This is a genomic window from Streptomyces sp. Ru62 (assembly GCF_002920615.1).
In the GTDB taxonomy this organism is placed as follows: Bacteria; Actinomycetota; Actinomycetes; order Streptomycetales; family Streptomycetaceae; genus Streptomyces.
The window spans coordinates 1-12948 of sequence record NZ_PQSU01000019.1; the positions used below are offsets into that span (position 1 = coordinate 1).

General features: G+C 73.7%; 12 protein-coding genes. 8 read left to right on the forward strand and 4 right to left on the reverse strand.

Annotation, left to right across the window (positions count from 1 at the left end):
* The first annotated feature begins 355 nt into the window (after positions 1-355).
* The 3 genes from C3492_RS25210 (at position 356) to C3492_RS25220 (ending at position 3937) form a co-directional block, all read left to right on the forward strand.
* Positions 356-1225 carry a DUF4142 domain-containing protein gene (locus tag C3492_RS25210; protein WP_103814306.1) on the forward strand — a complete coding sequence of 290 codons (870 nt, stop codon included), beginning with the start codon at positions 356-358 and terminating at the stop codon, positions 1223-1225.
* 97 nt (positions 1226-1322) lie between these two features.
* On the forward strand, positions 1323-2102 hold the full coding sequence (locus C3492_RS25215; RefSeq protein ID WP_103814308.1) for a TIGR04222 domain-containing membrane protein: 780 nt from the start codon (positions 1323-1325) through the stop codon (positions 2100-2102).
* A 176-nt stretch (positions 2103-2278) separates the two neighbouring features.
* Positions 2279-3937, forward strand: coding sequence for an alpha/beta hydrolase (locus C3492_RS25220; RefSeq protein ID WP_103814310.1), 1659 nt, complete (start codon positions 2279-2281; stop codon positions 3935-3937).
* Positions 3938-4048: 111 nt separating this feature from the next.
* On the opposite strand, the gene hemQ is transcribed toward C3492_RS25220, so the two are convergent.
* Both hemQ and hemG read right to left on the reverse strand, forming a co-directional pair.
* Positions 4049-4780, reverse strand: coding sequence for a hydrogen peroxide-dependent heme synthase (gene hemQ, locus C3492_RS25225; protein WP_103814312.1), 732 nt, complete (start codon positions 4778-4780; stop codon positions 4049-4051).
* Between the two features lie 5 nt (positions 4781-4785).
* Positions 4786-6255: a protoporphyrinogen oxidase gene (gene hemG, locus C3492_RS25230; protein ID WP_103814314.1), complete on the reverse strand. Its 1470-nt coding sequence runs from the start codon at positions 6253-6255 to the stop codon at positions 4786-4788.
* 158 nt (positions 6256-6413) lie between these two features.
* Between hemG and C3492_RS25235 the strand changes: the two genes are divergently transcribed.
* Complete coding sequence (locus C3492_RS25235) at positions 6414-7391, forward strand: DUF4349 domain-containing protein (protein ID WP_103814316.1); 978 nt, start codon at positions 6414-6416, stop codon at positions 7389-7391.
* A gap of 61 nt (positions 7392-7452) precedes the next feature.
* Complete coding sequence (locus C3492_RS25240; RefSeq protein ID WP_103814318.1) at positions 7453-8853, forward strand: FAD-dependent oxidoreductase; 1401 nt, start codon at positions 7453-7455, stop codon at positions 8851-8853.
* Between the two features lie 64 nt (positions 8854-8917).
* Here the strand turns inward: C3492_RS25240 and C3492_RS25245 are convergent, their stop codons facing one another.
* Positions 8918-9160: a hypothetical protein gene (locus tag C3492_RS25245; protein ID WP_175252444.1), complete on the reverse strand. Its 243-nt coding sequence runs from the start codon at positions 9158-9160 to the stop codon at positions 8918-8920.
* 119 nt (positions 9161-9279) lie between these two features.
* On the opposite strand from C3492_RS25245, the gene C3492_RS25250 reads away from it, so the two are divergent.
* A complete protein-coding gene (locus tag C3492_RS25250; RefSeq protein WP_103814320.1) occupies positions 9280-10104 on the forward strand; it encodes a rhomboid family intramembrane serine protease in 825 nt (274 codons plus the stop codon).
* A 12-nt stretch (positions 10105-10116) separates the two neighbouring features.
* On the opposite strand, the gene hemE is transcribed toward C3492_RS25250, so the two are convergent.
* Positions 10117-11175, reverse strand: coding sequence for a uroporphyrinogen decarboxylase (gene hemE / locus C3492_RS25255; RefSeq protein WP_103814322.1), 1059 nt, complete (start codon positions 11173-11175; stop codon positions 10117-10119).
* Between the two features lie 118 nt (positions 11176-11293).
* Here hemE and C3492_RS25260 point away from each other — a divergent pair, with 118 nt between their 5' ends.
* Positions 11294-11971, forward strand: coding sequence for a DUF3000 domain-containing protein (locus C3492_RS25260; protein WP_103814324.1), 678 nt, complete (start codon positions 11294-11296; stop codon positions 11969-11971).
* A 260-nt stretch (positions 11972-12231) separates the two neighbouring features.
* The gene (locus C3492_RS25265; RefSeq protein ID WP_014675646.1) at positions 12232-12891 is read left to right on the forward strand and encodes a response regulator transcription factor; all 660 of its coding nucleotides are present in this window, start codon (positions 12232-12234) and stop codon (positions 12889-12891) included.
* Positions 12892-12948 lie beyond the last annotated feature (57 nt).

Below are 12948 nucleotides of genomic sequence, written 5' to 3' on the forward strand. Positions count from 1 at the left end.
CGCGACCAGCCACGGACGCACCCGCGGACGCCGACGGACCCGACACCAGCCCCCCGGCACCGCGAACGGCCCCACACCCCGCACCGAGCGGGCCCGGCACCACGGAAACGGGGACTCATGGAGCGGGTGCTGCGCCGCGGGCTCTGACAGGTCGCCCTGGCCGACCCCGAAGGGGCGCGGGGAACTGCGCGACCAGCCACGACGCACCCGCGGACGCCGACGGACCCACACCAGCCCCCCGGCACCGCGAAGGGCCCCCACACCCCCGCACTCGGAGGCCCCTCCCGACCCCCCAGTAATATGCCAAGCCCGCACCCACCCCAAGCACCCCCCGGCGTGCGGCGCAGGAGGCATCATGCGACCGCGACCGCGACCCCCGGTCAACGGCCGAGGCATATTCAGCGGCACCGGCCTCATCGTCACCGCTCTGGCGGCGACGGTCGTCGCGCTGCTCGTCCCGCTGTGGTCGTACGCCGACCGGCAGGACGACCCGGCGAGCGCGAGCGTGCTCAGCGCGCAGACGGTGACGACGCCGTACGGCCCGCTGTCCGCGCAGGACCGGGACTTCGTCACCAAGGTCCGGCTGGCCGGGCTGTGGGAGCTGCCCGCCGGGGAGCTGGCGCAGCGGAAGGGGACCACGCCCACCGTCCGCACGGCCGGCCGGCACCTCGTCGACGGCCACACCTCCCTCGACGCGCACGTCCGGACGGTTGCCACCCAGCTCGGCATCGCCCTGCCCAACGAGCCGAACGAGCAGCAGAAGCAGTGGCTCGCCACCCTGGACACGGCCGGGGGCCAGGACTTCGACCGCCAGTTCGCCGGCCTGCTCCGGCTCGCCCACGGCCGGGTGTTCTCCCTGGTCGCGCAGATCCGGGCCGGCACCCAGAACTCCCTGGTCCGCGATCTCGCCGACGACGCCAACGCGACCGTCCTGGACCACATCAAGGTCCTGGAGGCGACCGGGTACGTCGACTTCGGCGCACTGGCCAGGGATCTGGCGGCCTCCGCCTCCCCGGTGCCGACACCGTCGGAGGTCGATCCGAGCGCGGCCGTACCGGTCCAGCCGTCACCGGCCGAGCCGACAGCCGGCCAGGCATCGCAGAGCCAGGCGTCACAGGACCAGGCACCGCAGGCCCAGGCGTCACAGGGCCGGACCTCGCCCGGCGAGACCGTCTCGCTTCCGCCGGCCACGAGCAGCCCGCCGCCGGCCACGCACAGCCCCTGACCAGCCCGGAAAGCGGAACGTCACAGACCGGCAACACTCCGTCCGGATCGTGGAAAGGGCATGGCGTCGGCCCAGTCCTCTGGCATAGAAACACGTCATGTTCTGGGTCCTTCTCCTGCTCCTGGCCTGGGGTTTCGCCGGTACGGCCTGCACCCGGCTGTGCCTGGCGGCCGTCCGCGCGGCAGCCGCGGACGGGCGTGACGCGCCGACGGACGGGGCGCGTGATCTGACGCTGTACGAGGCGGCCTTCCTCTCCGGCGGCCCCGCGCGGGTCGCCGATGTGACCCTGGTCTCCATGGCCCGGCAGCGCCGGCTGCTGCTCGCGCACACCGGCTGGGCCACCGTCGTGGACCCGCGCGGGCGCGATGAGATGGAGCGGTCCGTCATAGGGGCCATAGGGCCGGAGGGGCAGTCGCGACTCGCGCCGGTACGGGCCCGGGCGGCCGGCGCGGAGGCCGTGCGACGGCTGGCCGACGGCCTGGTCCGCGCGGGTCTCGCGGTGCCCGAGGGCACGGGGACGACCGTGGGGTCCGCCGTCCGCCAGGTGCGGGCCTCCGTGCTCGTCGCGGCCGCGCTGGGCGTGACCGCGCTGCTGCTGCCCGTCCAGACCGGGACGCCCCGGCTGCTGGTGGGCCTGTGGTTCACCCTGCCCGTCATCCTGGCGCTGAGCTGTCTGGCCATCGCCCGGTTCGAGGTGCACCCGTACTCGCGCTGGGCCTCGCCGGCCGGGCAGCGGCTGCTGAGCGCGCTGGCCGGGAAGCCGGCCGGTGACGAGCGGTCGTTCCTGACCTCCGTCGCCGTACGCGGCGTCCGCGCGATAGGCGAACCGGAGTTGCGCGCGGCCTTCACCCACCGCGACCAGCCCTGGCGGGAGTGAGGCACCGCGAAGGAACCCGCGGAGCGGGGGCGGCTTCCGGGGGCGCACAGGGGGCATTGGGGCCGACACCGGCCCGACGGTGCTTGCCTTCCCCTACGGCCGACCGAAATATCCCTTCTGTCGTCGCCGGGCCGTGGCAGCCGTGCCATCGCCGCCGCGCACCGAAGGGATACGCGATGAAAGCTGCCGCCCTCTACTCGGCCGCCGGTTCCTTGCTCCTGACCACCCTGGCCGCGGCCCCGGCGGGCGGCGCCCCCGGTGCTCCCGGCACGATGGGCGCCCCCGGCACGGCCGAACTGCGCGGTACCGCGGTGGCCGTGGCCCGCGCCCGGGCGGCCGGGATCGACTTCGGTCCGTGCTCCGCCGCCGACGTCCCGGAGGCGCCGGCCGGCGTGCGGTGCGGCACGGTGAGCGTCCCGCTGGACTACGCGCACCCGAACGGCAAGCAGATCCGACTGACCGTCAGCCGTGCCGAGGCCACCCACAAGGACCCGCGCAACAGCAAGCGGAGGGTTCCCCGGCAGGGCGCCCTGGTCTTCAACCCGGGCGGCCCCGGCGCCTCCGGCATGTACTTCCCGCTCATCGGCACGATCCCGGCGTGGCAGCGGATCGCCGCCGCCTACGACCTCGTCGGCTACGCCCCGCGCGGAGTGGGCCGGTCGGCGCCGCTGTCCTGCGAGGACCCGAAGCGCTTCTTCAAGGCGCCCACGGCGTCACCCACGCATCCGTCACAGGCGTACAAGCGGCAGCGCATCGCGCAGGCGAAGGCGTACGCGCGCGGCTGCGCCCAGCGGTCCGGGAGCGGGCTGCGGTTCTACAACTCGCTCAACAACGCCCGTGACCTGGACGTCCTGCGGGCCGCGCTGGGCGAGGACCGGCTGACCTTCATGGGGGCGTCGTACGGCACCTACTTCGGTGCGCTGTACGCGACGATGTTCCCCTCCCACGTGCGGCGCATGGTGCTGGACTCGGCGGTGAACCCGGACCCGCAGAAGATCTGGTACCGCAGCAACCTGGACCAGTCGGTGGCGTTCGAGGAGCGCTGGGCGGACTTCCGTGCCTGGATCGCCCGGCACGACGACGTCTACGGGCTCGGTGCCACGCCCGCGCGGGTGCAGCGCAGCTACGACACCGCGCGCGAACGGCTGGCCGGGAAGGCGGCTGGCGGGACGGTCGGTCCCGGCCAGTTGCAGAACGTCTTCCTGGCGGCCGGGTACTACGACGACTTCTGGCCGAGCCGCGCGGCGGCGCTCTCGGCGTACCTGCACGGTGACCCGAAGCCGCTGGTCCGGCTGGCCACGCCGAGCCGGGAGAGCGCCGCCGAGGCGGAGAACGGCAGCGCGGTGTACACGGCAGTGGAGTGCAACGACGCGCCCTGGCCGACGGACTGGGCGGTGTGGGACCGGGACAACACGCGGCTGGCCCGGGTCGCCCCGTTCGAGACCTGGGACAACGCGTGGATGAACCTGCCGTGCGCCTACTGGCCGGCACCCCGGCAACGGCCGCTGGACGTGCGGACCGGGCTCGGCGAACTGCCGCCGGTGCTGGTCCTGGCGGCCGAGCGGGACGCCGCCGCGCCGTACCAGGGCGCGCTGGAGATGAACCGGCGGCTGGCCGGCTCGGTGCTGGTGACCGAGCGGGACGCGGGCACGCACGGCGTCGGCGGCGGACCCAACAGGTGCGTCAACGGGTACCTGGAGGCGTACCTGCTGGAGGGCCGCGTCCCGGCGCGGCACGCGTCGTGCGCGCCGCGCCCTGAACCGGTTGCCTCCGGCGGTCCGGCCGACAAGGGGCTTCGGCGGGATGCCCTCAAGGGCAAGGGCATCCGGCGTTAGGCGCGACTGCCAGGGTGCCTGATCGGGTCGTCGGTCGGCCGCGGGCGCCTTGTGCCTGGTCGCGCGCACGCGGCGGAGCCGCATGTCGGCCCCGCGCCCCTGCGGGGCGTCTTACGCCAGGCCCGCCACCAGGTCCGCGACGCTCTTGCGGCGGCCCGTGAAGAACGGGACCTCCTCGCGGACGTGCATGCGGGCCTCGGAGGCGCGCAGGTGGCGCATGAGGTCGACGATGCGGTAGAGCTCGTCGGCCTCGAAGGCCAGGATCCACTCGTAGTCGCCGAGGGAGAACGAAGCGACCGTGTTGGCGCGGACGTCCGGGTAGCCACGGGCCATCTTGCCGTGGTCGGCGAGCATCCGGCGCCGGTCCTCGTCGGGCAGCAGGTACCAGTCGTAGGAGCGGACGAACGGGTAGACGCTGACGTAGTTGCGGGGCGTCTCGTCGGCGAGGAACGCCGGGATGTGCGAGCGGTTGAACTCGGCGGGGCGGTGCAGCGCCATGTTCGACCACACCGGCTCCAGCGCACGGCCCAGCCTGGTGCGGCGGAAGAGGTTGTACGCCTCCTGGAGCTGGTCGCTGGTCTCGGCGTGCCACCAGATCATGAGGTCGGCGTCGGCGCGCAGGCCGGAGACGTCGTAGGTGCCGCGGATCGTCACGTCCTTGGCGGCGAGCTGGTCGAACAGCTCCTGGACCTCGTCGGCGTATCCCGCGCGGTCCTCCGGGAGCACGTCCTTCAGCTTGAAGACGGACCAGAGGGTGTAGCGGATGACCTCGTTGAGGTCCTTGGCCAGCTTGCCCTTGTTCGGGATCCTGCCGGACTCGGTGGTGGGGGCGTCGTCACTCATGGTCCCTATTCTCCCGCTCCGCCGTGCAGGCTCTGCACCGGGTTGGCCGTGAGCTCCCGGACCCCGGTGAGGTCGCCGCCGAGCTGGTCCACCGCCGCGTACGCGCTCGCGATGCAGGCCGGGATGCCGACGCCGTCGTACTGCGCGCCGCACACCGCGAGCCCGGGGAGCTTGGCGATGTGCTCCCGGACGCGGGCCACGCGCGCGTGGTGCCCGACCGGGTACTGGGGCAGGCCGTCGGTCCAGCGGGTGACCCGGGTCCGCAGCGGTGCCGCGTCCAGGCCGGTGGCCTCCCGCAGGTCGTGCCGGGAGACCTCCACCAGGTCGGCGTCGTCCCGGCCGAGGACCTCCGTCTCGCCGTGGCGGCCCACGGACGTGCGCAGGACGATCACGTCCGGGTCCTCCTCGGCGATCCAGCCCCACTTCCGGGAGGCGAAGGTGGAGGCCTTGATGGTGCGGCCGTCGACGGGCGGCACCAGGAAGCCGCTGCCCTCGGGCAGGTCCAGGTCGGCGCGCCGGTAGGCGAGGGTGATCAGGGCCATCGAGGCGTACTCGACGGCGGCCAGCTCGGCGGCGGCCCCCGGGGACTCGGCGCGCAGCAGGGCGGCGGCGGCCGGGGCGGGTACGGCGACGATCACGGCGTCGGCGTGCAGCACGCGCTCCCCGGCGGTGATCCGCCAGCCGCCGGCCGCCTCCCGGCGCAGTTCACGCGCGGGCGTACCGGTCAGGATCTCGCCGCCCCGCGCGCGCACCGAGTCGGCGACCGCCAGCGGCAGCCGCCCGACCCCGCCGGCGATGCCCATGAAGACCGGCCCGGTCTGCTGCTGGGCGGCGGCCTTCGCCTGGATCTCCCGGACGCCCTCCGTGAGGGAGGCGTGGGTGCGGGCGGCCTGGAAGAGCTGCGGGACGGCGGAGCGCATCGAGATGCGGTAGGCGTCGCCCGCGTACACCCCGCCGAGCAGGGGTTCGACGAGCCGGTCGACGACCTCGCGGCCGAGCCGGGCCGCCACGTACTCCCCCACGGCCACGTCGTCGCCGATCTCGGTGCGGGGCAGGTCGGCGTCGCGCCCGATGCGGGCCAGGCCCTCGTCCGAGAGGACGCCGGCCAGGGCGGCGGCGGTGCCGGGCACGCCCATCACATGGCCCTTGGGCATGGGCCGCAGGGCGCCCCGGGTCCAGATGGAGGCGGTCGCGGTGGCGGGTGGCTGGAGCAGCTCGCCCAGTCCGGCCTCGCGCGCGAGGGCCACCGCTTCGGGGCGGCGGGCGAGCATGGACTCGGCGCCCAGGTCGACCCGCACGCCGGCGATCTCGCCGGGCAGCAGCTTGCCGCCGACCCGGTCGCCGGCCTCCAGCACGGTCACCCGCGCTCCGCGCCCCAGCAGCCGGTGCGCGGCGGCCAGTCCGGCGATGCCGGCCCCGATGACGACGACATGCCCCGGGCTGCCGCCCGGCGCGCTGCTACCCGTTGTGCTCATGTCCCCACTCTCTCAGACCCCGCTGACACTCCCGCCGGGAGGCGGTGTCCGGGACGAGTCCGGACCGTGACCGCATCGGGACCGGCGCCGTCGAACGTTCCCGCACGGTCCGCCGTCGAAGGACCGTCGCAGCCCACAGCCCTCGGGGGGTACCGCTCATGCGCACACCACACACCGCACGTCGCCACCGGGTCCTGGCCGGTGTCCTGCTCGCCGCCTGCCTCGCGCTCGCCGGGTGCGGCGGCGCCGACGACATGGGCGGCTCCTCGAAGGCCGCCTCGGACAGCAAGGCCGAGGCGGCCGGCGCCCCCGGCGGCAGGGCAGCGGAGAGCGGCAAGGCCGGCAACGGCACGGCCGCGCGCGGGACGCCGAAGCTCATCCCGGACGCGATCATCCGCACCGCGTCCCTCACCGTCGAGGTCAAGGACGTGCCGAGCGCCCTGGAGGCGGCCCGGGCGACCGCCGAGGACGCGGGCGGCTACGTCGGCAACGAGACGACGAGCCGGGACACCGACGGGCACGAGCGGACCCGGGTCGTGCTGCGCGTGCCCACCGGGAAGTACGACGAGGTCCTCACCGGCCTCCAGGGAACGGGCCGGGTGGTCGACCGCACGGCCAAGGCGGTCGACGTCACCGACCAGGTCGTGGACGTGGACAGCCGGGTGGCGTCGCAGCGGGCCGGCGTGGCCAGGATCCGCGCGCTGATGGGGAAGGCGGCCAAGCTGAGCGACGTCGTCGCCCTGGAGGGGGAGCTGAGCAGCCGCCAGGCCGACCTGGAGGCGCTGCTGGCCCGGCAGGCGTCCCTGAAGGACCGGACGAGCCTGGCCACCATCACCCTGTCGCTGTCCGAGACCCCGGTACGGCAGGCGGACGACTCGCCGGGCTTCACGGACGCGCTGGCGGGTGGCTGGCACGTGTTCGTCGACGTGCTGCGCTGGATCGCGCTGGCGCTCGGTGCGGCCCTGCCGTTCGTGGCCCTCGCCGGGCTGCTGGTGCTGCTGTGGCTGCGGGTCGTACGGCCCCGGCTGCCGCGCCGCGCGAAGCCCGCGCCCGCGACGACCGCGCTCGGCCCGCTGCCGTCGGCCCGCCCGGCACCGGACTCCGCCGAGGCGGCCGGGCGGGGTGACAGGGACTGAGCGGGACGGAGCGAGGGAGGGCGGCCGGGGCGGAAGGATCCGCGCCCCGTAGCGTGTTCCCATGAGCATGAGCGGTGGGCGGGGCAGCGGCGGCACGGAACGGCTGGTCGTGATCGGCGGCGACGCCGCGGGCATGTCCGCGGCGTCGCAGGCGCGACGGCTGAAGGGCCCCGAGGAGCTGGAGATCGTGGCCTTCGAACGGGGCCACTTCACCTCCTTCTCGGCGTGCGGCATCCCGTACTGGGTGGGCGGCGAGGTCCCCGAGCGGGACCAGCTCATCGCCCGGACGCCCGAGGAGCACCGGGCGCGCGGGATCGAACTGCGGCTGCGCACGGAGGTCACGGAGATCGACGTGCCGGGACAGCGGGTACGCGCGCGTGACGTCGATTCCGGCGCGGAGTCCTGGACGCCGTACGACCGGCTCGTCATCGCCACCGGGGCCCGCCCGGTCCGTCCGGACCTGCCCGGCGTGGACGCCCCCGGCGTGCACGGCGTGCAGACCCTGGACGACGGGCAGGCCCTGCTGGACACGCTGGCCGGCACGCGCGGTCGCAGGGCGGTGGTCGTCGGGGCCGGCTACATCGGCGTCGAGATGGCCGAGGCGCTGATCAACCGGGGCTTCGAGGTGACGGTCGTCAACCGCGGCAAGGAGCCCATGTCGACGCTCGACCCGGACATGGGCCGGATGGTGCACCGGGCCATGCAGGGCCTCGGCATCACCATGGTGAACAACGCGGAGGTCACCAAGATCCTCACCGGGGACGACGGCCGGGTGCGCGCGGTGGCCACCGAGCACGCCGAGTACCCGGCGGACCTGGTGGTCCTGGGCATCGGCGTCCGCCCGGAGACCTCCCTCGCCCGCGCGGCCGGCCTCCCGCTCGGCGCCCACGGCGGACTGCTCACCGACCTCGCGATGCGGGTGCGCGGGCACGAGAACATCTGGGCGGGCGGCGACTGTGTGGAGGTGCTGAACCTGGTCTCCGGGCAGGAGCAGTACGTCCCGCTCGGCACCCACGCCAACAAGCACGGCCAGGTCATCGGCACCAACGCCGGCGGCGGCTACGCCACGTTCCCCGGTGTCGTCGGCACGGCGGTCAGCAAGGTCTGCGACCTGGAGATCGCCCGCACCGGACTGCGGGAGAAGGACGCCCGCCGGGTGGGTCTGCGCTTCGAGACGGTCACCATCGAGTCCACCAGCCGCGCCGGCTACTACCCCGGTGCCGCCCCCATGACGGTCAAGATGCTCGCCGAGGTCCGCACGGGCCGGTTGCTGGGCGTGCAGATCGTCGGCAGGGAGGGGGCGGCGAAGCGGGTCGACATCGCGGCGGTCGCGCTGACCGCGCAGATGACGGTGGAACAGATGACGGCCCTGGACCTGGGCTACGCCCCGCCGTTCTCACCGGTGTGGGACCCGGTCCTGGTGGCGGCGAGGAAGGCCGCCTCGAAGGTTCGGGCGAGCTGACCGGCGCAAGGGGCGCGGGGAACCGCGGGAGCGGCCACGACGGCGCCGCACCCCCACGGCGCGCCTAGGCCGTGCCGGTGATCCGCGGCAGGGCCGAGACCGCCGCCGGCTGCTCCCCGGAGGGCTTCGCGTGGGACGCCGGCGGCCGGGTGGACCGCAGCCGGTAGCTCACCGCCTCGTCCAGCGTCACGGGCCGCTGCATCTGCGTGGCGAGCCGGCCCGCCTCCTGACCGAGCCGCGCGACGTCCTCCCAGGGGAGCCGTACCACCAGAGAGATCTCCGCCTCACCGTCGGGCAGAGCGTGCATCGCCGAAACCTGCGGAGCGTTCGTCATCGCCTGTTCCTCACGTCGGTTGGGAAGGGATACGCACACGCGCCCGGCGGCGTTCACCGATTCGTACGCCCGATCGCGGGCACTACTCCTGTGTGGTCATCCCCGTCCATGACGTGAATCCGGTGCGCCGCACCCCCTGGGTGACGTACGCCCTCATCGCCGCCAATGTGCTGGTGTTCATCACCACGCCCGGCATAGCCGGTTCCGTGGCCGGCAGCAGCGAGCTCGCGCAGCTCTGCCATCTACAGGCCTTCATGGACCAGTACGCGGCGGTCCCCCGGGAACTGATCCACCATCAGATGCCCCGGGTCGTCCCGACCGGGGACGTCGGCGTGGGCCCGGGCGGCCCGGGCTGCGTCGTCGGGCCGCCCGGCTACGACAAGTCCCCGCCGCTGTCGGTCTTCACGGCGATGTTCCTGCACGGCGGCTGGCTGCACCTGCTGGGCAACATGCTCTTCCTGCTGATCTTCGGCAACAACGTCGAGGACCGGATGGGCCACATCCGCTACTTCCTCTTCTACGTCGTCTGCGGCTACGCGGCCGGCTACGGCTTCGCGCTGCTCAACGACACCTCCTCGGACCCCCTGATCGGCGCGTCCGGCGCGATCGCCGGCGTCCTCGGTGCCTATCTGGTGCTCTATCCGAGGGCCAGGGTGTGGGTCCTGGTGCCGTTCCTGGTCTTCCTGCCGCTCAGGCTGCCCGCCTGGCTGGTGCTGGGCTTCTGGTTCGGGCTCCAGGCGGTGTACTCGTCCGGGCACGGGGTGTCCGGCGCCGGCACGGTGGCGTACGCGGCGCACGTGGTCGGCTTCGTGGCGGGCATGCTGCTGGCCTGGCCGCTCAAGCCCGGCACACCGCCCCCGCCGGAGCCGCCCGGCCTGCTGTTCGGCAGGCGCGCGCGGCCCCACTACTCGTGGTGAGCCCCCGGGGGTTCAGCGCGCGGTGGCGGTGTGGACGTACTCCACGAGCCGGGTCAGCGCGTCCGGGTCGGTGTTCGGCATGACGCCGTGGCCGAGGTTGAAGACGTGCCCCTCCAGGCCCGCGGCGGCGTCGAGCACCTCGCGGGCCTTGGCGGCGACGGTGTCCTTGTCGGTGAACAGCACGGTCGGGTCCAGGTTGCCCTGGAGCGCCTTGCCGGGGCCGACGCGGCGTGCGGCCTCGTCCAGCGGGACGCGCCAGTCGACGCCGACGACGTCCGCGCCGGCCTCGCCCATGAGCTGCAGCAGCTCGCCGGTGCCGACGCCGAAGTGGATGCGCGGGACGCCGTACCCGGCGACCGCGTCGAAGACCTTCGCGGAGGCCGGCATGACCGACTTCCGGTAGTCGGCGGGGGCCAGGGCGCCGGCCCAGGAGTCGAAGAGCTGGACGGCGCCGGCGCCGGCCTCGATCTGGACCTTCAGGAAGGCGGCCGTGATGTCGGCGAGCCGGTCCAGCAGGTCGGCCCACAGCTCGGGGTCGCCGTACATCATCGCCTTGGCGTTCTCGTACGTGCGCGAGGGACCGCCCTCGACCAGGTAGCTCGCGAGGGTGAAAGGCGCGCCCGCGAATCCGATCAGCGGGGTGGCGCCCAGCTCGCGGGTGAGCAGGCCGATGGCCTCGGTGACGTAGGGGACGTCCTCGGGGGTGAGGTCGCGCAGCCGGGCCAGGTCGGCGCGGGTGCGGACCGGCTGCTCGACGACCGGGCCGACGCCGGGCTTGATGTCCAGGTCGAGACCGATCGCCTTCAGCGGGACGACGATGTCGCTGAAGAAGATCGCCGCGTCCACGTCGTGCCGGCGCACCGGCTGGAGCGTGATCTCGGTGACCAGCTCGGGCCGCATGCAGGACTCCAGCATGGGAACGCCCTCGCGCACCTTGCGGTACTCCGGCAGGGACCGGCCTGCCTGGCGCATGAACCACACGGGGGTGTGCGGGACAGGCTCGCGCCTGCACGCCTTGAGGAAGGCACTGTCGTACGTCGCTGTCGGCTGCGGGGTGTCATTGGCGGTCACGAGGCAAGTTTCGCATGCCACCGGACAGGCCGGTGTCCCGCCGGCCGGGGGCAGCCGCGTAGGTCGCAGGGGGTGTCTTGCCCTGCACGACGCCCCGGTTCCCCTTACTCTTCCCCGCATGGCTGCGGCTCACGGACGAATGTCGGACAGCGCTGACGGAACGGACGACGTGAAGGACACCGAGGAGGCGGACGGGCACCCCGGTGCCTCGGGTCCGCCGGCTTTCCGCACCGCGGTCGAGGCCCTGCGCGGCAGCCGGCTGCGGCCGCAGGTCGAGGTGGAGCCGACGCCCGCCCCGCAGCGGCTCGCCCCCTACGCGTACGCGGTGGAGGCGGTGGTGGTCGACGGTGAGCAGGAGCTGGCCGACGGGCGGCTGGTGCTGCTGCACGACCCGGCCGGGCACGACGCCTGGCGGGGCACGTTCCGGCTGGTGACGCTGGTGCGCGCGGAGCTGGAGCCGGAGATGGCGGCCGATCCGCTGTTGCCGGAGGTGTGCTGGTCGTGGCTGACCGGGGCGCTGGCGGCGCGCGGGCTGGGCTACGGCGAACCGAGCGGCACGATCACGCGGGCCAGTTCGCACTACTTCGGCGGGCTGGCCGAGCGGCCGGCCGCCTCGCAGATCGAGATCCGGGCGTCCTGGACGCCCCGTGAGGGCCTGGGCGGGGTGCCGGACACGGCGGCCCACCTGGCCTCCTGGTGCGATCTGCTGGCACAGGTGGCGGGCCTGCCGCCGGCCGGGCCGGGGGACGCCTCGGTGGTGACCCTGCCGCAGCGCAGGGGTCCGCAGTCCCGGTGACCGGTCGCCGCCGGACCCTTCATTGACCGTCTCTTTGTCGATACGGCCATTTTCCGTACTCGAATCGCACCCGCTCGAACCGACTTGATCTTCGGATGATCGATCGCGTGTCCGAATTGCACAGATTGTTACTCACTAGATCGTGATCATTCTCTAAAGGCGGACGAGTTTGCTGCCGAAGACGACTGTGACCTTGAAAGCACGGTTCGTCCCGGCTTCATCCCCACAAGCCGGCCCCGTCCCCCCACCCAGGAGGCCTGGTGTCCGTTCTCCTTGAGCAACCCGCAAGCCTGGTCGCCTACCGCCCGAACAAGCCGACCGCCATGGTGGTCGTGGCCGACCCGCGCGTCCGCTCCACCGTCACCCGCCATCTGTGGGCGCTCGGCGTGCGCGATGTCATCGAGGCCTCGTCCATCGCGGAGGCTCGTCCCCGCATCGGCAACCCGCGCGACATCTGCGTCGCCGACGTCCACCTCCCCGACGGCTCCGGCCTCACCCTGCTGTCCGAGACCCGCGCCGCGGGCTGGCCCAACGGACTCGCCCTCTCCGCCGCCGACGACATCGGCGCCGTCCGCAACGCGCTGGCCGGCGGCGTCAAGGGCTACGTCGTCACCGGCACCCGCACCAACATCGGGCTGCCCGCCCGGCCCGGCGCCGCCCCCCTCGGCGCCGCCGCCCGTATGCACCGCCGTCCCCCGGGTGCCCCGAGCCACCCGGGCGGCTACCGGGAGCTGTCCGGACGCGAGGTCGAGGTGCTGCGGCTGGTCGCGGAGGGCCAGTCGAACAAGGCGATCGGCGTGTCCATGGGCCTGTCCGCCCTGACCGTGAAGAGCCACCTCGCCCGCATCGCCCGCAAGCTGGGCACGGGTGACCGGGCCGGCATGGTGGCCGTGGCCCTGCGCACCGGGATCATCCACTGAGCCCACCGGACGCCCCCCTTCGGCGGATCCGGCCTTCACTCGTGTGAACCAGCCCTT

What these genes read in the sequence shown, in the direction of transcription:
- C3492_RS25220 (WP_103814310.1), top strand. Translation starts at nt 2,279, where the DNA reads ATGAAAGCTGCCGCCCTCTACTCGGCCGCCGGTTCCTTGCTCCTGACC.
- C3492_RS25245 (WP_175252444.1), bottom strand. Translation starts at nt 9,160, where the DNA reads ATGCACGCTCTGCCCGACGGTGAGGCGGAGATCTCTCTGGTGGTACGG.
- C3492_RS25210 (WP_103814306.1), top strand. Translation starts at nt 356, where the DNA reads ATGCGACCGCGACCGCGACCCCCGGTCAACGGCCGAGGCATATTCAGC.
- C3492_RS25235 (WP_103814316.1), top strand. Translation starts at nt 6,414, where the DNA reads ATGCGCACACCACACACCGCACGTCGCCACCGGGTCCTGGCCGGTGTC.
- C3492_RS25260 (WP_103814324.1), top strand. Translation starts at nt 11,294, where the DNA reads ATGGCTGCGGCTCACGGACGAATGTCGGACAGCGCTGACGGAACGGAC.
- C3492_RS25240 (WP_103814318.1), top strand. Translation starts at nt 7,453, where the DNA reads ATGAGCATGAGCGGTGGGCGGGGCAGCGGCGGCACGGAACGGCTGGTC.
- C3492_RS25215 (WP_103814308.1), top strand. Translation starts at nt 1,323, where the DNA reads ATGTTCTGGGTCCTTCTCCTGCTCCTGGCCTGGGGTTTCGCCGGTACG.
- hemG (WP_103814314.1), bottom strand. Translation starts at nt 6,255, where the DNA reads ATGAGCACAACGGGTAGCAGCGCGCCGGGCGGCAGCCCGGGGCATGTC.
- hemQ (WP_103814312.1), bottom strand. Translation starts at nt 4,780, where the DNA reads ATGAGTGACGACGCCCCCACCACCGAGTCCGGCAGGATCCCGAACAAG.